At 30.9% G+C, this 18,213-nt stretch carries 20 protein-coding genes; 18 read left to right on the forward strand and 2 right to left on the reverse strand.

The annotated features are described in order from the left end of the window. From RWS90_RS03160 to RWS90_RS03175, 4 genes are all read left to right on the forward strand, one after another. The coding region (locus tag RWS90_RS03160; protein ID WP_399541481.1) for a ParA family protein at nucleotides 1-215 on the forward strand (215 nt) is incomplete at its 5' end. Continuing rightward, a complete protein-coding gene (locus RWS90_RS03165; RefSeq protein WP_314548542.1) occupies nucleotides 208-1,068 on the forward strand; it encodes a ParB/RepB/Spo0J family partition protein in 861 nt (286 codons plus the stop codon). The genes RWS90_RS03160 and RWS90_RS03165, both read left to right, overlap by 8 nt. 2 nt (nucleotides 1,069-1,070) lie before the next feature. Beyond that, a complete protein-coding gene (locus RWS90_RS03170) occupies nucleotides 1,071-1,934 on the forward strand; it encodes a mechanosensitive ion channel family protein (protein ID WP_314548545.1) in 864 nt (287 codons plus the stop codon). A gap of 11 nt (nucleotides 1,935-1,945) precedes the next feature. After that, nucleotides 1,946-2,131 carry a DUF951 domain-containing protein gene (locus RWS90_RS03175; RefSeq protein ID WP_003143961.1) on the forward strand — a complete coding sequence of 62 codons (186 nt, stop codon included), beginning with the start codon at nucleotides 1,946-1,948 and terminating at the stop codon, nucleotides 2,129-2,131. A 46-nt stretch (nucleotides 2,132-2,177) separates the two neighbouring features. Here the strand turns inward: RWS90_RS03175 and RWS90_RS03180 are convergent, their stop codons facing one another. Next, nucleotides 2,178-2,726 carry a VTT domain-containing protein gene (locus tag RWS90_RS03180; protein WP_314548547.1) on the reverse strand — a complete coding sequence of 183 codons (549 nt, stop codon included), beginning with the start codon at nucleotides 2,724-2,726 and terminating at the stop codon, nucleotides 2,178-2,180. Between the two features lie 317 nt (nucleotides 2,727-3,043). Between RWS90_RS03180 and ychF the strand changes: the two genes are divergently transcribed. After that, the gene (gene ychF, locus RWS90_RS03185) at nucleotides 3,044-4,144 is read left to right on the forward strand and encodes a redox-regulated ATPase YchF (RefSeq protein ID WP_048803133.1); all 1,101 of its coding nucleotides are present in this window, start codon (nucleotides 3,044-3,046) and stop codon (nucleotides 4,142-4,144) included. Nucleotides 4,145-4,249: 105 nt separating this feature from the next. Then, a complete protein-coding gene (locus RWS90_RS03190; RefSeq protein ID WP_314548549.1) occupies nucleotides 4,250-5,539 on the forward strand; it encodes a DUF6792 domain-containing protein in 1,290 nt (429 codons plus the stop codon). A gap of 75 nt (nucleotides 5,540-5,614) precedes the next feature. On the opposite strand, the gene RWS90_RS03195 is transcribed toward RWS90_RS03190, so the two are convergent. Continuing rightward, a complete protein-coding gene (locus RWS90_RS03195) occupies nucleotides 5,615-7,942 on the reverse strand; it encodes a transglycosylase domain-containing protein (protein WP_314548551.1) in 2,328 nt (775 codons plus the stop codon). A gap of 179 nt (nucleotides 7,943-8,121) precedes the next feature. Between RWS90_RS03195 and tyrS the strand changes: the two genes are divergently transcribed. From tyrS to RWS90_RS03255, 12 genes are all read left to right on the forward strand, one after another. Then, the gene (gene tyrS / locus RWS90_RS03200) at nucleotides 8,122-9,375 is read left to right on the forward strand and encodes a tyrosine--tRNA ligase (RefSeq protein ID WP_314548553.1); all 1,254 of its coding nucleotides are present in this window, start codon (nucleotides 8,122-8,124) and stop codon (nucleotides 9,373-9,375) included. Nucleotides 9,376-9,411: 36 nt separating this feature from the next. Next, a complete protein-coding gene (gene rpiA, locus RWS90_RS03205) occupies nucleotides 9,412-10,086 on the forward strand; it encodes a ribose-5-phosphate isomerase RpiA (RefSeq protein ID WP_314548554.1) in 675 nt (224 codons plus the stop codon). Nucleotides 10,087-10,127: 41 nt separating this feature from the next. After that, a complete protein-coding gene (locus RWS90_RS03210) occupies nucleotides 10,128-10,445 on the forward strand; it encodes a metal-sulfur cluster assembly factor (protein ID WP_003147395.1) in 318 nt (105 codons plus the stop codon). A 198-nt stretch (nucleotides 10,446-10,643) separates the two neighbouring features. Continuing rightward, complete coding sequence (locus RWS90_RS03215; protein WP_314548556.1) at nucleotides 10,644-11,513, forward strand: BRO family protein; 870 nt, start codon at nucleotides 10,644-10,646, stop codon at nucleotides 11,511-11,513. A gap of 397 nt (nucleotides 11,514-11,910) precedes the next feature. Then, the gene (locus RWS90_RS03220) at nucleotides 11,911-12,471 is read left to right on the forward strand and encodes a DUF402 domain-containing protein (protein ID WP_314087039.1); all 561 of its coding nucleotides are present in this window, start codon (nucleotides 11,911-11,913) and stop codon (nucleotides 12,469-12,471) included. Further along, entirely contained in the window at nucleotides 12,458-13,270 is an 813-nt protein-coding gene (locus RWS90_RS03225) for an NAD kinase (RefSeq protein WP_314548559.1), read from the forward strand. The genes RWS90_RS03220 and RWS90_RS03225 overlap by 14 nt, the downstream gene beginning before the upstream one ends. Next, a complete protein-coding gene (locus RWS90_RS03230; protein ID WP_314548562.1) occupies nucleotides 13,263-14,150 on the forward strand; it encodes an RluA family pseudouridine synthase in 888 nt (295 codons plus the stop codon). The genes RWS90_RS03225 and RWS90_RS03230 overlap by 8 nt, the downstream gene beginning before the upstream one ends. A gap of 75 nt (nucleotides 14,151-14,225) precedes the next feature. Beyond that, the gene (locus RWS90_RS03235) at nucleotides 14,226-14,639 is read left to right on the forward strand and encodes a hypothetical protein (protein WP_314548565.1); all 414 of its coding nucleotides are present in this window, start codon (nucleotides 14,226-14,228) and stop codon (nucleotides 14,637-14,639) included. 382 nt (nucleotides 14,640-15,021) lie between these two features. Continuing rightward, a complete protein-coding gene (locus tag RWS90_RS03240; RefSeq protein ID WP_314548567.1) occupies nucleotides 15,022-15,627 on the forward strand; it encodes a DUF6088 family protein in 606 nt (201 codons plus the stop codon). 173 nt (nucleotides 15,628-15,800) lie between these two features. Next, nucleotides 15,801-16,709, forward strand: a complete 909-nt coding sequence (gene cysK, locus RWS90_RS03245) for a cysteine synthase A (RefSeq protein ID WP_314548569.1) — start codon at nucleotides 15,801-15,803, stop codon at nucleotides 16,707-16,709. Then, complete coding sequence (cysE, locus tag RWS90_RS03250) at nucleotides 16,709-17,239, forward strand: serine O-acetyltransferase (RefSeq protein WP_314548571.1); 531 nt, start codon at nucleotides 16,709-16,711, stop codon at nucleotides 17,237-17,239. The genes cysK and cysE overlap by 1 nt, the downstream gene beginning before the upstream one ends. 191 nt (nucleotides 17,240-17,430) lie before the next feature. Then, the gene (locus RWS90_RS03255; RefSeq protein WP_314548573.1) at nucleotides 17,431-18,144 is read left to right on the forward strand and encodes an HAD family hydrolase; all 714 of its coding nucleotides are present in this window, start codon (nucleotides 17,431-17,433) and stop codon (nucleotides 18,142-18,144) included. Nucleotides 18,145-18,213 lie beyond the last annotated feature (69 nt).

Below are 18,213 nucleotides of genomic sequence, written 5' to 3' on the forward strand. Positions count from 1 at the left end.
TTACTATGACTGATAGTAGAACAAATATATCTAATCAAGTAGCAGAACAAGTAAGGGAACACTTCAAAGATAAAGCATTTGATACAGTTATTTCAAGAACTGTACGTTTAAGTGAAGCTCCAAGTTTCGGAGAACCTATAATTGAATATGCAAAAAATTCTAACGGGGCTAAACAGTATTTATCATTAGCTAAAGAGGTGGTAAAACGTGGTTAAAAAATTAGGAAAAGGTTTAGGACGTGGACTCGATGCTATTTTTGCGACTGAAAATGTTGAATTAGTTACTGATAATGATAAAATAGTTGAACTTTCATTAGAGGAAATTAAAAAAAATCCGTATCAACCACGTACTTATTTTAATGAAGAGAAATTAGAAGAATTAAAAGAATCAATAGAAAAAAATGGATTACTACAGCCTATTATAGTCAAAAAAGCTGTAAAAGGATATTATATCATAGCAGGTGAGCGCCGTTATAGAGCGTTTGAACTGCTAGGTAAAAAAGAGATTCCTGCCATTATTAAAGAGATGACAGATGAAGAAATGATGATTTTTGCGGTCTTAGAAAATTTACAACGTGAAGATTTGTCAGCTTTAGAGGAGTCGGAAAGTTATAAAAACTTGATGGATAAAATGTCGTTAACTCAAGAAGAGTTAGCTAATAAACTTGGTAAAAGTAGACCTTACATTGCTAATAGCTTACGTTTACTAAAATTGCCTACAGAAATTAAAATCAAACTAGAGCAAGGGCTGATAAGCGCTGCGCATGCAAGAACATTACTTTCATTAAAAACTAAAAAAACTATGGAAGAAGTTTGTGCTTTAGTAATTAAAAGAAAGATGTCTGTTCGTGAGTTAGAAGAATATGTAACGAAGTTATTGAAACCGAAAGGGGTTAAGAAACCTAAGGCTAAGGATATTTTTATAGAAGAACAAGAAAATATTCTTAAAAAACGTCTTGGAACTTCTGTAACGATTAAACAAGGACGTAATAAAAAAGGTAAAATTGAAATAGAGTTCAAAGATAATGATGAGTTTGAACGTATTATTTCATTATTCAAGGAAGAATAATTATGAATTTTGTTGGGAAAATACACGCTATAATTAAGAATACCGATTTATTAATTACAGTTTTAGAGAAAATTTTATTAATTTTATGTATTTTTGTTGTTGCTTCAATAGTTGTTCGTATTTTTAGTCGAATTACTGATTACATAATAACAACGAGAGATAATGCTAATAAAAAATTCAATATTAAGTTTAATGAGAAACGATCAGAGACTTTACATAAGCTTGTAAAAAGTGCGGTTCGCTATACTATATACTTTATTGCTTTTTTTCAAATCCTAGCTGTTTTAGGTGTTAATACGACAAGTATTGTGGCTAGTGCTGGTATTGCGTCAGTAGCGATTGGATTTGGCGCACAAAGTTTAGTTAAGGATATTATATCTGGATTTTTTATCATTCTTGAAGGACAATTTGATGTAGGTGATAATGTCAAGATTTATAATCAAGCTGCCTTTATTGCCGGAGGTTATGTAATGTCACTTGGATTACGTTCTACGAAAATTCGTTCTAAAGATGGTGAAGTATACTTCATTCCTAATGGTACAATTAATCAAGTAGTAAATTATTCTTTAATGTATAACTTAGCATTAGTAGAATTACCAATTAAGATTGATGAGTCTATTGAAAAAATTGAAGAGAGAGTTAATAAAGTAATAGGTAATGCTAATAATTCTAAAGAATATTATGAATTATTATATAAAAATGATAAATTACACATTGATTATATAGAAAAAATTGCAGATAATGTTGTTACGATATATGTTATTGGAAAAGCTAAAGTCGGGAAAAAACAAGATGTAGAAACAATGTTAAAACGTGATTTTTATAAAGAGTTTAAATCTTTACTGACATCGAATGAAGAAAAATAGGAGGATGGATTATGGAATATGAATTAAATGACATAGTTGAAATGAAAAAACAACACCCTTGTGGCACAAATAGATGGCAAATTACACGTATGGGGGCAGATATAAAGATAAAATGTCTAAAGTGTGATAATAACATTATGATGCCAAGACGTGAGTTTAATAAAAAAATTAAAAAAATTGTTGAAAAAAATTCATAATATGAAAAAGCTAGTGAATCTTGATTTGAGATCCACTGGCTTTTCATTATTTATTAAATCGCTTTGCTACTTTAGAACTGATAAAAACAAATGCTAACAGAACAATTATTCCTTTTAAAAACTCCATACTTCCAATATTATTTAGAGTAGTTCCGAAGTGTAACCAAATTAGTTTCCCTGGAATAAGACCAATAAGATTTCCGATGAAATATTTTTTAAAAGTTATTCTAGTTAAACCGTATGAATAGCAAATAACACTGTTAGGTAGAACAGGTATAAGCCTATAAATTATTAAAACTAAAGTTAATTTATTTTCACTAATACCGAAGATTGTATCGTATTGCTTTTTAGTAAGTTTTTTTGCTAAGTATTTTTCAACATAATCACTGGCAAAGTATCTTGCAATAAAAAACATCGCACTAGTGTATATTAACGCAGAAATTATCGAAAGGATAAAGCCATGCGTAAAACCAAAAAGATATCCACCGATTGCTGAAAATATCCCTGGTGGGAATAAAAATATTGGTAATATAGATGCTAGTATTAAAAAGACTATAGGGGCAAAATCACCAAATTGCGCTATAAAATCCTGCATAGTTCCTCCTTCTGATAAAATAATATTCTTATTATATCATAAAGTTGGGGAAATAAGCGAATAAAAACTAAGAAGAAGTGACTCGAAAATTGTGATTTCAGAAAAATAAATTTTGACGGGTCACCCGGGTAAAGATTTTTAGATATTAAACTTCTTTTATTAAATGAATTTCAATACCATTTGTATTATTAACAAAATATTTTTAAAAAACACAATATTAAATGATAAGTTTTGCGTTTTATGTTATAATAGTTAAGTTGAGTAGGCAAGGCCTAAGTAATATAAGAAATTAATGAAGAAAAGGAGTGATTAATACTATGGCATTAACAGCCGGAATAGTAGGATTACCAAACGTAGGGAAAAGTACACTTTTTAACGCAATTACAAAAGCAGGAGCATTAGCTGCGAACTATCCTTTCGCAACAATTGATCCAAACGTAGGAATTGTAGAAGTACCAGATCACAGATTAAATAAATTAACAGAATTAGTAGAACCTAAAAAAACAGTACCAACATCATTCGAATTTACTGATATTGCTGGTATCGTAAAAGGTGCATCTAAAGGTGAAGGGTTAGGAAATAAATTCTTAAGTCACATTCGCGAAGTAGATGCAATTTGTCAAGTTGTTAGATGTTTTGAAGATGAAAATATTACACACGTTGCAGGTGGAGTAGACCCATTATACGATATCGAAGTTATTAACTTAGAGTTAATTTTAGCTGACTTAGAAAGTGTTGAAAAACGTATTGGGCGTGTTGAAAAACAAGCTAAACAAAAAGATAAAGATGCAGTTGCAGAATTTGCTGTGCTTTCTAAAGTGCGTGATATACTTAAAGAAGAAAAACCAGCGCGACTTTTAGAATTAGACAAAGAAGAGCAAAAAATCGCAAAAGGATTACATTTATTAACAATGAAACCTATGCTTTATGTTGCTAACGTAAGTGAAGATGATTTACTAGACGTTGATGCTAACAAACACGTTGCAAGCGTACGTGAATTTGCTGCTAGTGAAGGTAGCCAAGTAATCGTAGTTTGTGCGAAAATCGAAGAAGAAATGGCTTCACTAGAAGATGAAGAAAAAGCAATGTTCTTAGAAGAGTTAGGAATTGATGAAAGTGGATTAGACAAACTAATCAAAGCTAGTTACAGCCTATTAGGATTAGCAACATACTTCACAGCAGGTGTACAAGAAGTACGTGCATGGACATTCAAAAAAGGTATGTTAGCTCCTGAATGTGCTGGAATTATCCACTCTGACTTTGAGCGTGGATTTATTCGCGCTGAAACTGTAAGTTATGATGACTTAGTTGAATACGGAAGTATGCCAAAAGCTAAAGAAGCTGGTCGTGTTCGTCTTGAAGGTAAAGAATACGAAGTAAAAGACGGCGACATTATGTTATTTAGATTTAATGTATAATATTTAACAGGATTCTATATTTTCTCATTAACTGGGAAGATATAGAATTTTTATATTACTTATAAAATATGCTATAATTGATTTTATAAAAGGGGTGATATATTGATGTTAAGGTTTTTTCATAATCCATTACTTGTAGCAAAATTAGCAGAGTATGAGTATTTGATAAAAGGAAACAAAAAACAGAGCACTATAGAATATAAGATAAAAAGACTTATAAAAGATATTACGGGAGAAGTTCTTGATGAGATAGAGGTGTATAATAGCGGACTATCAATACCTAAAATAACAAAAAATGGTTTTCAAGCGACGGCGATATATATACCGCAGCTAAATGAACTTTTAGTTATTTATAGAGGGAGTGAGAGTGAAGATATTAGTGATTGGTATTATAATTACACAGGGATTGTATCTGGAGAAAATACTAGTCAATTAGACTCAGCATGTCAATTTACCAAGTTTTTAAAAAGAAAGATTATTAATTTTGATTCGTGTTATAAGGTTGCAGCAGGACATTCCCTTGGTGGTCATTTAGCGATAACGATAGAATTATTAAAGCAAACATATCAAAGGGTATATACATTTAACACTGCTTTACCTCAATTAAAACAATTGAGAAAATATGATAAAAAATTTAACAAAAAGTTACAAGAGTATTTTTTAGAAAAAGATTTAGAGGAGACAAATAAACTTCAAGATTTTACTGCTAATTACTATGCCAAAAATGCTCATCATATTTATAATTTTGTAAGAAAAAATGATTTTGTTCAATCATTAAATATGACAGTAGGAACATTTAATGTAGGAAAAACAATTGAGTTTCCAGCAATCATAAAAAAATTTGTTAAACCTGAAGAATACCTAACTGAAGAAGACACATACGAATTAGACAAAATTTTTGGTGATTTTTATAATAGATTATTGGAGAAAAATATCACACCAAATAATATAGTTGAGAATCAAAAACAAGTTGCAGATGAATTTATAGGATTACTTGTAGAGAAAATAAAGACACCTATTCAGCAACAAATAAATAGTTTTGCTTCTAAAAGTGAAGAAAAAAATGATAATGGAGTTAAAATTTCCGATTCTTATAGGACATTTAAGGCAATTTATAATTATTTATTGTATTTAGCTCATGCTGGAATTATTCCAGATGATGTTATAAAAAGCGAAGAGCATAAACATGCTACAACACTTTATGAAAAAATCATGGGAGAAACAAATAAATCAAATCTTAAAAATTTATTAAAACCATTACAGGAATTTTATACTTTAACTAAGGCTATTTACACACTAACTCATGCAAGAGCCTTAGATGATGTAGGGAGTTGGGCGGATATTGCTAAAGCTCACGATATACCAGCTATGTATGATGTTTTAGGTGACTATTAACGATTATAAAATTTAAATAAGAGAGAGTGACTCAAAGATTATGATTTTTGAATCACTCCCTCTTTTCTTTATTATCTATTCTTCATCTTCTTCTGTAATAACAGTAGGTCTTAAGATAGTAGTACGCGAAGATTCAGTGATAGTAACTATATTGTTTTCTTGTTCTTCTCTTCTATCTCTATTTTTATCCTTATCTTTATCTTTATCATCTTTATCTTTAATAAACTTAACAGGATTAGCGAACGAAAGATTCTTATCTATATTGAATCCTAATTTTGCCAGTGTTTTTTCTTTAGATAGTTCTTTGAAACCAGCAGGAATAATATCTGATGTTCCTCCAGATGCATTATTATATGGGTTGATATTTGAGTTTACAACAGATTTCGGTCTGTTAAAGGCGATATCTGGAGCGATAAGATTTTTATCTAATGAATATATAGCATTCATAATTGCTACCCAACTTCTTTGAGCATAGTCATAACTTGGTACTTTAGAAGGACTATCATACCCATTCCAAAGTCCAACAGTTATCTTAGTAGAGCCACCAACAACCCAAAGATCTTTATAGTATTCAGATGTTCCTGTTTTAACAAATAGATTTTTAGAGTTGAATTTCAGTTTGCTCGGCATATCATGAGATGTTCCGTAACTTTTATTAATTACATCACCAAGCATATCAATAATTAGATAGCTTGTAGATTCTTCATAGATTTTTACTGGAGAAAAATCAGCTTTATAAACAAGTTCGTCATCATCGTTATGAATTTCTTCTATGATATGAGCTTTTTTGTGTTCACCTTTGTTGGCAAACGTAGAAAAAGCACTAGTATTTTCTGTAACTGAAAGTCCGTATGTCATACCTCCGATTGCAGCAGCTAAATTAGTTTTATCACCATCAGTAAGACCATTAATATCCATTTTTTCAAGATAGTTAGTCACAGGATTTTCTTTATAAAATGCAGAGTATAATCTTATTGCGGCTAAGTTAAGAGAGCCGGCTAACGCTTGTCTTGCAGGTAAGTAGCCGTGTTGAGACATATCATAGTTTTCAGGACTCCAACCATAATGGTTAAACCTTTGGTCTAAAACTGTAGAATTAGGTGTGATATAACCTTTATCTATCGCAGGTCCATATACTAATAGCGGTTTTATTGTAGAACCCGGTGAGCGTCTAGTTCTTGTTGCATGGTTAAGCTGTTGTTTATTATAATTCATTCCACCGATAAAAGCGAGTATTTTTCCGCTATTATTTTCGATAACCGAAGCACCTATGTCTAAAGGATAGACAACTCCGCCATAAGAATAAGTAGGATAAGAAGCAAATTGTTTTTTTGTTTCTTGAAGTGTATCATAAAGTTTTTTATCAAGTGTAGTTTTTACTTTATACCCACCAGTGATAAATTTTATTCTACTTTTTTCTATAAGATCGTTACGATATTCTTTATTGTTTTTAAATTCGTTTTCTTTATGATTTTTTGTTGCTGTTTGCTCGGCAAGAATTTCTGAGACAGAATTAGTAACTTCATCTCGAATATACGGATAATCTGTATACTCAGAATATTTTTGTTTAGTGAAGGCACTTTTAATATTAAAATTCTTAGCAGCTTCCATTTCTTCTTTTGTAATAAAGTTATTAGAAAGCATACGTTCCAATACATAGTGCTGTCTTTCGAATCCAGCTTGAAGCTCTTCATCTGGGCGAATTTTTCCTGTTTCATCAAACGGTGTATATTTATACGGAGATTGAACGAATCCTATAAGATATGCAGCTTGTGCGATGTTTAAATCTTTTGAATGGACGCCGAAAACTCCCTGAGCGGCAGTTTCTATACCACTAATGTTTTGACCTAAACTATTTTTTCCAAATGGGGCTACGTTTAGATAATTTTCAAGAATTTCATTTTTTGAAAAATTCTTATCAAGCCTAAGTGCTAACAGTATTTCTTTGGCTTTTCTTTCGTATGAACGAGAATTATCTAGAAGCTGATTTTTTACTAGTTGTTGAGTAATAGTACTACCACCAGTTGATTTTGCCCCAGTAGCCTCACTATGTGCAGCCCTTAGCACAGCCCAAAAATCAATTCCACTGTTAGAGTAAAAGTTAGAATCTTCGCTGGCTATAATAGCGTTTTTAACATTATCTCCAAGTTCTTCGTATGTGACAGTTTTTCTTATTAATTCTGAATTAATAGTCCCTAATTTTTCACCACTGCCGAAATAAACTTCACTGTTTTTACTGATATTATTAATCTGTTCTTTCATTTCTTTTTGAGTTAAGACAGGCTGATCTTTTACCAATCCACCTACATAACCGATGGCAAGCCCCGCCCCCAGACTAATCAGTAGTCCAATTGAAAGTAATAGGGATTGCGTTATAGAAGTTAGTATCTTCTTAATTTTCATTGTAATCTCCTTAGATTGCATACTATTAGCTATATTATATCATAATTTTAAAGGAAAAACTAAATTATATGACAGGAGGAATTGAGTTTGTTTTAAAATATAAAAAAAGATAAAAGAAAAAATAAAAAAATGTGATATAATTGTTATAAGTGTATTAAAATTGATATGGAGGTATTTTAATGAGTAAATTATTAGAAGATTTAAAATATAGAGATTTAGTTTATCAACAAACAGATGAAGAAGGAATAAAAGAATTATTAGAAAAAGAAAGTGTATCGATTTACTGTGGTACAGACCCAACTGGTAACTCATTACACATTGGTCACTTACTACCATTTTTAACACTAAAAAGATTTCAACAGCATGGGCATAAGCCTGTTATTTTAGTTGGTGGAGGAACTGGTATTATCGGAGATCCATCAGGAAGAAGTGAAGAACGCCAACTGCAAAGTCTTGAAGTAATTGAAGATAACGCTCGTCGTCTTGAAGGACAACTTCGCAACATTTTCCGTGGAGATGACAATATCGAATTCGTAAATAACCGAGACTGGCTAGGAAAATTATCTATGATAGAATTTTTACGCGATTACGGAAAATTAGTAAATATTAATTACTTACTAGCGAAGGATTCTATTTCGAGTCGTCTAGACAACGGTTTATCGTTTACTGAGTTCAGTTATACAATTTTACAAGGTATTGATTATGCTTATTTAAATGAACACCACAATGTTAAATTGCAAATTGGTGGTTCGGATCAATGGGGTAACATTACTACTGGATTAGAGATTATGAGAAAGCTTCGTGGTGATGTAGAGGCGTATGGATTCACTATTCCATTAATGTTAAAATCTGATGGAACTAAATTTGGAAAATCAACTGGTGGAGCAGTGTGGTTAGATCCGGAACAAACAACACCGTATGAGTTTTATCAATTCTGGTTCAATACAGCAGATACAGAAGTAGTACCTGCACTTAAAAAATTCACATTCTTAGAAAAAGACCAAATTGAAGCATTAAGAGAAAGTTCAGAAAAAGAACCACACTTACGTCTTGCTCAAAAAGCATTAGCAGAAGAAATGGTGAAAATTGTTCACGGAGAAAAAGCTCTAGAAAGTGCATTAAACATTACAAAAGCATTATTCTCAGGAAACATTAAAGAACTAACTCACGATGAATTAAAAGCAGCTGTTAAAGGAATGCCAAAATCTGAATTAGAGAAAAAAGAATACAATATCGTAGATTTCCTAGTTGAAAGTAATCTAGTTCAATCAAAACGTCAAGCTCGTGAAGATGTAAATAATGGGGCTGTTTATGTTAATGGAGATAAAATTACAGATCTAGAGTATGTTGTTGATGTTAAAGATAGATTAGAAGATGGCTTTACAGTACTTAGACGCGGTAAGAAAAAATATCTATTAGTAGAATACAAATAAAATAAAAGTAACATATACATAAAAAGGGGATTCGAAATGAATTTAAAAGAAGTTGTTGGTAAAAAAGCTGTAGAATATGTAAAAGATGGTATGATAGTTGGCTTAGGAACAGGTTCGACGGTATTCTATTTTGTACACGCACTAGCTGATAGAGTAAAAGAAGGATTAAATGTTGAGACGGTATCAACATCGATTCAAACGGTTGAATTAGCCCAAAGCCTTGGTCTTACAATCAAAGAACTAGAAGAAATCGATCATATCGATCTTGCTGTTGATGGAGTAGATGAAATCGATAAGAACTTTAATGCGATAAAAGGTGGAGGAGCAGCGTTATTTAGAGAAAAAATAGTTGCTGATATTGCTCGTGAAGTAATCTGGATTTATGATGAGAGTAAAGATGTAGAAAAACTTGGAAACTTCAATCTACCTGTAGAGATATTGCCATTTGGTTATAGTCATACTATAAGAAAAATGGAAGAAGCGGGCTTAAATCCAGTGTTAAGGTTAAAAGATGGAGCTACTCTTATAACCGACAATAATAACTATATAGTAGATTTACACTTAGGTTATGGATTTGATATTAAAGCTGTAAAAGAAAAACTAGAAAGCATAGTTGGAGTGGTAGAACATGGATTATTTTTAAATATGTGTAAACTATGTATAAAAGGAACAGAACATGGAGCAGTAATTATAGAGAACACTAATAAATAAATTTCATTAGTATTGAAAGGTCAAAGTAAAGAGGTGAGAAAATGGAAACATTAAAAGATAGAGTAATAGAAGCACTAGAAAATGTAATAGATCCAGAGTTAGGTATAGATATTATGAACTTAGGATTAGTATACGATGTTAAGATGAGTGATGATAATAAACATGCAATCGTTGATATGACATTGACATCTATGGGGTGTCCGTTAGCACCAATTATTATAGAGCAAGTGGAAACAGCTATGCTAGGTGTTGATGAGATAGAGAAAGTTGATGTCAACATAGTATGGGAACCAGCGTGGACAAAAGACAAAATGTCACGTTATGCTAAGATAGCTCTGGGAGTAATTGATTACGAATAAAATACAAATACAATTTGAATGGAAAATCCTAATTTAACTACGTTTTTAGTTGTTGTAAATGTTTGAAATTTGTTTAATTTAAAGATTCTAGAGTTTTGTAAATATTAAAACTCTAAGATTAATAGTCTATAAGTTGTTTAGAATCATCTAATTTGTAACTGTTTTTAATAGCATATATAGCTTAGAAAGGAACAATACATGGATAACGAAATAAAATTATTTGATGGAAATCAAATTAGATCTATTTGGGATAATGATAAAGAAGAATGGTATTTTAGTGTGATTGATATTGTTGGTGTGCTAACAGATAGTAAAAATCCCAGAAGATACTGGAGTGATTTAAAAAGAAAGATGAAAGATGAAGAAGGCGCAATTCAGTTGTACGAAAATATCGTACAACTGAAATTAGAATCTTCAGACGGTAAAAAATATAATACTGACGTTGCAGATATGCAAGGAATATTCCGTATTATTCAATCCATACCATCGCCAAAGGCAGAACCATTTAAAATTTGGCTTGCAGAAGTGGGAAAAGAGAGAATAGATGAAATTATCGATCCAGAATTAACTATTGATAGAGCTTTAGAAACCTATCTTAAAAAAGGATATAGTAGGGAATGGATTAATCAAAGACTTCAGGCTATTCAAGTTAGAAAAGAACTTACAGATACTTGGGAAGATCATGGTGTTAAAGAAGGTAGAGAATATGCTATTCTTACTAATGAAATAACAAAAGCTTGGTCAGGTATGACAACTAGACAATACAAAGATTATAAAGGTTTAAAGAAACAAAATTTAAGAGATAATATGACAACACTTGAACTAGTGTTAAATATGCTTGCAGAAGCAACTACCACAGAATTAGCTAATGCAACTCACCCTCATGGATTAGAAGAAAATAAAAAAGTTGCTAAACGAGGGGGTTCAATTGCAGGAAATGCGAGAAAAGAAATAGAACAAGAAACAATGCAACCTGTTATTACTCCAAAAAATGCAATTGATTTAGGGCGATTAATATCGGATGTATTTAAGTCTACTGAAGAAGTAGATGAAGATAAAAAATTTTAATTCTAAATTGTAATGTTAAATGCATATAAAATTCCAAAAATTCATGAAATAAATAACGTTAAAGAGTTGCGTTTAGTAAAACAGGTTTTGTAATTAGGATTTTTAGGTCAGCCTGTGTTTATTTTTTAATACAACTTCAAGATTTTTAAATAGATATCCCTTATAATTCGTGTACAACAAATTTTTCTAAAAAACAACCACTATAAACTCTATTATACCATGTGTTTATAGTGGTTTTGTGCTGTTTTCAAGTGCAAAACTTGGATGTTCAACCTGAGATTTTGATATTTATGCTAAGATATAATTTTACAAAAAAAATTACTGTTACAGTAGAACGAAATATGTTAAATATGTTATAATTAAAAAGACATTAAAATTGAGTATGAAAGGAGGAACTATGTACAGAGGAGAAAGGCCTAAGAAGGGCGATGTAGTAAAAATAATAGCATATAAGCATGATGGTTCAATACATAGAATTTGGCACAAAAATGTTGTACTAGAAGCGGATGAACAGGTTCTAATTCTAGCAAATAACAGAACACTTGTAACAGAAAATGATGGAAGAACTTGGGTTACTAAAGAAATTGCTTTAGTATATTTTCACAATGAATGTTGGTTTAATATAATATGCATGTTTAGAGAAGATGGGGTTCACTATTACTCAAACTTAAGTAGTCCATTCGCATATGATGTGGATGGTGTAAAATACATTGACTATGATTTAGATATAAAGAAATATCCTGATGGTAAATATTTCTTATTAGATGAAGATGAGTATAATCAAAATAAAGCACGTTATAAATATGGTGAAAAGATTGATAAAATATTGAAGTATAATGTTAATAAACTTCAAGAATGGATTGATAATAATCAAGGTGCACTTGCACCGGATTTTGCTGATGTATGGTTAGAAAATTATGAAAAAATAATAGGTGAAAATCAAGATGTTAGAAGGTAAATTTAGCATAGAAGTTAGAAATGATGAAGTTTCAGAGAAGATAGGTTTGAAGTTAAAAGAGTTCTTATTATCTAGTGATATGGAAGAAGATAAGAGTAATCCTGATTATGTTTTTGCAATTGGGGGAGATGGAACTGTACTGAGAACATTCAATAAGTATATAGATAATTTAGATAATATAAAATTTTTATCTATTCATACTGGGCATTTAGGGTTTTATACCGATTATTCTGCTCAAAACTATGAGAAAATATTTTTTGATATGTTAGCATTAAAACCTAAGATAGAACAATATCCACTATTAAGAGTTAAGGCGTATTGCGCTAATGGTGATTTAGTTTCTGACTATTGTTCTTTAAATGAAATAACGGTAAATAATCATACAGGATCTACTTATGCAGCTAAGGTTTATATAAATGGTGTCCACTTTGAGAGTTTTAGAGGAGATGGATTATGTATTAGCACTCCAACAGGATCTACTGCGTATAATAAAAGTTTAGGTGGAGCTGTAATTCACCCTCAACTGCCATTGTATCAAGTAACAGAGATTGCTGCTCTAAATAATCTTGTTTACAGAACATTGGGAAATCCACTGATATTATCACAAGATGATGAACTTATGATTAAGCCGATGAGTACGGAAAATCACCGCATAACAGTAGATCACATGCATTTTAATTATGATAGTGTAGCTAAAATAAAAATAACTCTAGAAAAGGATAAGAAGATTTCATTTATTCGTTATAATGAAGATAGCTTCTGGCAACGTGTGAAGAGATCGTTTATTAAAAATGACTAATATTACTTTGAAGTATGTTGTAAAAAAAGAACAACTGTTAAGAGAATTTTTATTAGAAAATAATATTTCTAGGAAAACCTTGACTAGAATAAAATTCGATCATGACGGTAGTATAAAGGTAAATGATAGGGAAGAGAACGTTAGATATACGCTAAAAGAAAATGACAGAATCGAGATTACTTTACCTAGCGAAAATTTCACCGAATTTGTTCGCTTCATAAACAAACCAATTGATATAGTTTATGAAGACGAGTACTTTATGATAGTCAATAAAGAAATCAACCTACCTTCAATACCTTCGAGGAATGTTGAAGATGAATCACTGCTTGAGAGAGTAAATTACTATTTTCAAGAAAGAAATATTAACTCAATTCCGCATATAGTAACGAGGCTCGATAAAAATACATCGGGATTAGTGTTAATTGCTAAACATAGGCATATACATGCGTTGTTTAGTAATTTAGATATAGATAAATATTACATAGCGTTAGTAAGTGGGAAAGTAAAGGATAATGAGATAATAGAGGCTCCGATTCGTAGAGTAAGTTCAAGTATAATTGAACGCGAAATTGGTGAAGGTGGAGAATATGCTAAGACTGAATATTGGTTAGAAAAATATATTCCAGAACTTAATATTAGTATAGTAAAATTAAAACTCTATACAGGGAAAACTCATCAAATCAGAGTTCATATGAAGTATGAGGGGCATCCGCTATTAGGTGATGAGCTGTACGGTGGAGATGTGAGTTTAATAAAACGCCAGGCGCTAAATTGTAGTAACCTCGCATTTATTCATCCGATTACAGGTCAAGAAATAAATATAAAGATAGATATACCAAATGATATGAAAAATGTTTGTAACATAATGGTAATATTTTAAAACTTGACAATAAGAGGTAAAGTCTATATAATTATAGTATAAAATTTAATATATATTAAAAGGAGATTGTTTATCATGAAATTAAACAAATTTTTAGTAGCAGCAGCAGCTGTTGCAGTATTACCATTATCAGTAGCTAACGCTGAAGAACCAACATCATCAAATGTACCAGCTGACGCACCAGTATTACAACCAGAACCAGCTCCAAGAGCTATAGTAAATGATAAAGGTGAGTTACTAGGAACAACAGATACATTACCTGCTCCAACTGTTGAGAAACCTGAATTCACAGGTGGAGTAAACGGGCCTAGCTTAGTACAACCAGAATTAAAACCTTACGGAGCTTCATTAGTAGCACCAGAAGTACACACTAAACCTGAATACAAAGCACCTAAATCACAAGGTACTTTCAAAGTAGATAAAGGTACAGAAGCTGGAAAAGCTCAAAACGGACAAAAAGTTTTACCAAAAACTTCAGCAGTAAAATAATATTATTTAAAACTTTAACTTTTAGATAATAATTAGTGTTTATACGAACAGATAAAAGAGGACATTAGTCCTCTTTTTTTAGGTTGTCTAGTAAAAGCGGTAATATCTCTTCTAATATTACTTTCCAGAAGTTCTTTAGAATAGTGTAAGTAGAGACTTTTTTATTTTTATATTGATTCATTAATTTTACTCTTAATAATGATAAAATAATAAAATTTGGTCTAAATAAAAATTTTTATTTTATTTTTTAGTGTCTAATTTGATTATACAATCTCCCATTCTTTTTTTCTATCTTTTCCGTGATAATTATACTATATCAAGTTTTAGCATTGACTTTTTGCACCCAAAAGTATATAATTTTAGGTGCAAGGAGGTGGCTTATATGATTCCTATAACGAATCAAATAGAAAAAATTATGTCAGAAAATCAAGGGGAAATTTTTTCTATTAATGATTTCTACAATATTGGAACAAAAAACACAATCAAATCTGTCTTATATAGATTAAATGAAGAAAATAAGATTACGAGGCTTATTGATGGATTATATATAAAACCAAAATATAGCGAGATTTTAAAAGAATATTCTTATCCAGATGCAAGTGAAGTTGCTGAAAAACTTGCAGATAAATTTTCTTGGACAATAGCTCCCACAGGAGATACAGCTCTAAACTATACAGGATTGTCCACTCAAATTTCTAATGAGTATATTTATATTTCAGATGGAGCATATAGAGAATATTTGTATAGGGATAAAAAGATTATCTTTAAACACACAACAAATAGAAACATAACATCTTATTCCAAAGAATTGTCCATTCTAATACAGGCAATTAAGGCATTAGGCAAAGACAACATCAGTGAAGAAGATATAAAAAAGCTTGCTGTATTTGCCAAAAGAATTAAAGAAAATTTGAAAGAAGATACTTTAAAACTTCCTTTTTGGATGCAAGAAGTTTTAGAAAAGATACAGGAGATCAACTATGAGTAAATTATTAGAAATATCAAGTGAAGAATTAGAGCTTGTTATACAAAACACCGCAGACAAACTTAATTTTTTATCCCAATTTGTCTTTGAGACTAATTTCTTTATATAGTTCTTAAAAATATGTTATAATCAAACAAATAATAAAGTTATTTATAAAGTCAGAAGGAGGGGTTTTCATGATAGCGACATCATTAAAATTCGTAGGGAACACACCCGTATATAAATTAGATAACACAAACATTTTTGTGAAACTTGAAAAACATAATCTAGGTGGTAGTGTTAAAGATAGAGCTGTACTTGGAATGTTAGAAGAAGCAATGTCACAAGGTGCAATTAATAAAGATACTATTATAGTAGAACCAACTAGTGGGAATACTGGTATAGCTGTAGCTATCTTAGCTTCTGTTTTAGGTTTGAAGGCGGTAATTATTATGCCAGAAAGTATGAGTGTTGAAAGACGTAATATTATTAAGGCATACGGGGCGCAATTGATTTTAACTCCGAAAGAATTAGGTATCAAAGGTTCTATCGAAAAAGCCGCAGAAATTTGTGAAAAATACAGTAATGCAATTTCTCTAAGTCAATTTGATAATCCAGCTAACCCAGGATATCACCACAAAACTACAGGACGCGAGATATTAGAGCAAGTACCTAATATTGATATATTTGTTGCTGGTGTTGGAACTGGAGGGACGTTTACAGGAGTTGCAAAATATCTAAAAGAAAATAAACCAGAAGTATTAGCGGTAGCAGTAGAACCGGCAGAATCTCCAGCTATTAGTGAAGGTCATGGTGGTGTTCATAAAATCCAAGGGATTGGAACAGGATTTATTCCAGAAAACTTCAATAAAGAATTTATGGATGAAATCTATACAGTAACGAGTGAAGAAGCAATTGAAGAAACTAAAAACTTCTTACGTTCTACTGGTATTGGGATTGGTATTTCATCAGGTGCGGCAATAGTTGGAGCTAAAAAGGTTGCTGAAAAATATCCTAATAAAAATATAGTAACAATCTTACCTGATGGTGTAGATAAATATTTATCTGTACTTGATTTTGAAGATGTTACACATGTAGAAGTGTAATGAAATTTTTTGAAAATTTATTTTATAATATAAATAGAGTACTTAAAGATGATCCTGCGGCAGAATCAAAACTGATGATTTATTTAACATACCCTCACATAAAGGCGCTTAATTATCATTATTTCGCTCATAAACTGTATAAAAAAGGTTGGCATACGTTGGCGCGTTTGTTATCAAAAAGAGCAAGAAGGTTAACTGGTATTGAGATTCATCCTGGAGCAAAAATAGGCAAAGGTTTATTTATTGATCACGGTATGGGAGTTGTTATAGGCGAAACTGCCATAGTCGGAGATAATGTTACGATGTACCATGGTACAACTCTTGGTGGTACAACCTTAGATCCGATAAAAAGACATCCGACAATTGGTGACAATGTCATTATAGGAGCAGGAGCGAAAGTACTAGGCAACATAACTATTGGGAAAAATTCCAAAATCGGAGCAAATGCTGTCGTAAAACATAGTGTACCAGAGGGAACTATAGTTTATGAAGCAAGACCGGTGGTGAAATATTTAGAAGAAAACAAATAAAATTTTAGAAATATTTTCGTTTTTTATCTAAAAGTGGTTAAATATAGTATAATAGAGTATAACTTATATTTAACTGCTTATCCCAAGGGGATGACTCGATAAAATTGATTTTAAAAATCACGATGTAGAGTTATTCCCTCAATTTTTTAGCTCTAATTTTTCATAGACATTTTTAAGAGGAGGTGATATTGATGACTAAGATAAAAAACTTGATTTTTGATTTGGATAACACTTTGTATGATTTCAGTAAAGTTTGGGAAATTTCTAATAAGTTGGTGTTTGAGTATTTGGGATATGATAAATTTACTACTTATGAGGAATTTTTTAAGCTATATAAGAGTGTTAATAATCAGTTAGTTAAAGAGGTTTTGAAGGGGAGTTTAAAAATAATAGAGCTTAGAGATAAACGCTTGATGTTAACTTTAGAACAATTTGGCTTAAATCTTACAGTAGAGGATTGTAATTTTTATTATGAAAAGCAATTTGAATATATCTTAGAATCGATAACACCTGATGAAGAAGTGAATTTGAAGATAAGACAGTTGCAAGATAAATATAATATGATAATTTTAACTAATGGAAAATCCTATGAGCAAAGGATGAAATTGAAGAAATTAGGATTAGAAAACATTTTTAAATTGTATATTTCAGGGGAAACACACATTAGTAAGCCTAAAGAGAAGGCATTTCTTAATGTATTAGAGACTGAGGGGATACTAGCAGTTGAAACAATGATGATTGGTGATTCATTGTATCATGACATTGTACCTGCTAAGAAACTAGGGTTAAAAACGTGTTTGATAGAGAAACAATGGCATTTTGATGATGAATTGCAGGCTTATTCAGGTTATAAGGTGAAAAATATAGAGCAATTTCTTGATGAATTAGAAACGAAAATGTTGTAAAAATATTATTATTTTTCTGAATATAACGAAAGTATTAAAAAAATAAGGTATATAATAAAAGCTATAATC

The organism is uncultured Gemella sp. (genome assembly GCF_963529685.1).
Taxonomy (GTDB): domain Bacteria; phylum Bacillota; class Bacilli; order Staphylococcales; family Gemellaceae; genus Gemella.

Coding starts and splice junctions, on each gene's coding strand:
- RWS90_RS03190 (WP_314548549.1), top strand. CDS start 4,250: ATGTTAAGGTTTTTTCATAATCCATTACTTGTAGCAAAATTAGCAGAG.
- RWS90_RS03210 (WP_003147395.1), top strand. CDS start 10,128: ATGGAAACATTAAAAGATAGAGTAATAGAAGCACTAGAAAATGTAATA.
- RWS90_RS03255 (WP_314548573.1), top strand. CDS start 17,431: ATGACTAAGATAAAAAACTTGATTTTTGATTTGGATAACACTTTGTAT.
- RWS90_RS03230 (WP_314548562.1), top strand. CDS start 13,263: ATGACTAATATTACTTTGAAGTATGTTGTAAAAAAAGAACAACTGTTA.
- tyrS (WP_314548553.1), top strand. CDS start 8,122: ATGAGTAAATTATTAGAAGATTTAAAATATAGAGATTTAGTTTATCAA.
- RWS90_RS03215 (WP_314548556.1), top strand. CDS start 10,644: ATGGATAACGAAATAAAATTATTTGATGGAAATCAAATTAGATCTATT.
- RWS90_RS03180 (WP_314548547.1), bottom strand. CDS start 2,726: ATGCAGGATTTTATAGCGCAATTTGGTGATTTTGCCCCTATAGTCTTT.
- ychF (WP_048803133.1), top strand. CDS start 3,044: ATGGCATTAACAGCCGGAATAGTAGGATTACCAAACGTAGGGAAAAGT.
- rpiA (WP_314548554.1), top strand. CDS start 9,412: ATGAATTTAAAAGAAGTTGTTGGTAAAAAAGCTGTAGAATATGTAAAA.
- RWS90_RS03225 (WP_314548559.1), top strand. CDS start 12,458: ATGTTAGAAGGTAAATTTAGCATAGAAGTTAGAAATGATGAAGTTTCA.
- cysK (WP_314548569.1), top strand. CDS start 15,801: ATGATAGCGACATCATTAAAATTCGTAGGGAACACACCCGTATATAAA.
- RWS90_RS03170 (WP_314548545.1), top strand. CDS start 1,071: ATGAATTTTGTTGGGAAAATACACGCTATAATTAAGAATACCGATTTA.
- RWS90_RS03195 (WP_314548551.1), bottom strand. CDS start 7,942: ATGAAAATTAAGAAGATACTAACTTCTATAACGCAATCCCTATTACTT.
- RWS90_RS03220 (WP_314087039.1), top strand. CDS start 11,911: ATGTACAGAGGAGAAAGGCCTAAGAAGGGCGATGTAGTAAAAATAATA.
- cysE (WP_314548571.1), top strand. CDS start 16,709: ATGAAATTTTTTGAAAATTTATTTTATAATATAAATAGAGTACTTAAA.
- RWS90_RS03175 (WP_003143961.1), top strand. CDS start 1,946: ATGGAATATGAATTAAATGACATAGTTGAAATGAAAAAACAACACCCT.
- RWS90_RS03240 (WP_314548567.1), top strand. CDS start 15,022: ATGATTCCTATAACGAATCAAATAGAAAAAATTATGTCAGAAAATCAA.
- RWS90_RS03235 (WP_314548565.1), top strand. CDS start 14,226: ATGAAATTAAACAAATTTTTAGTAGCAGCAGCAGCTGTTGCAGTATTA.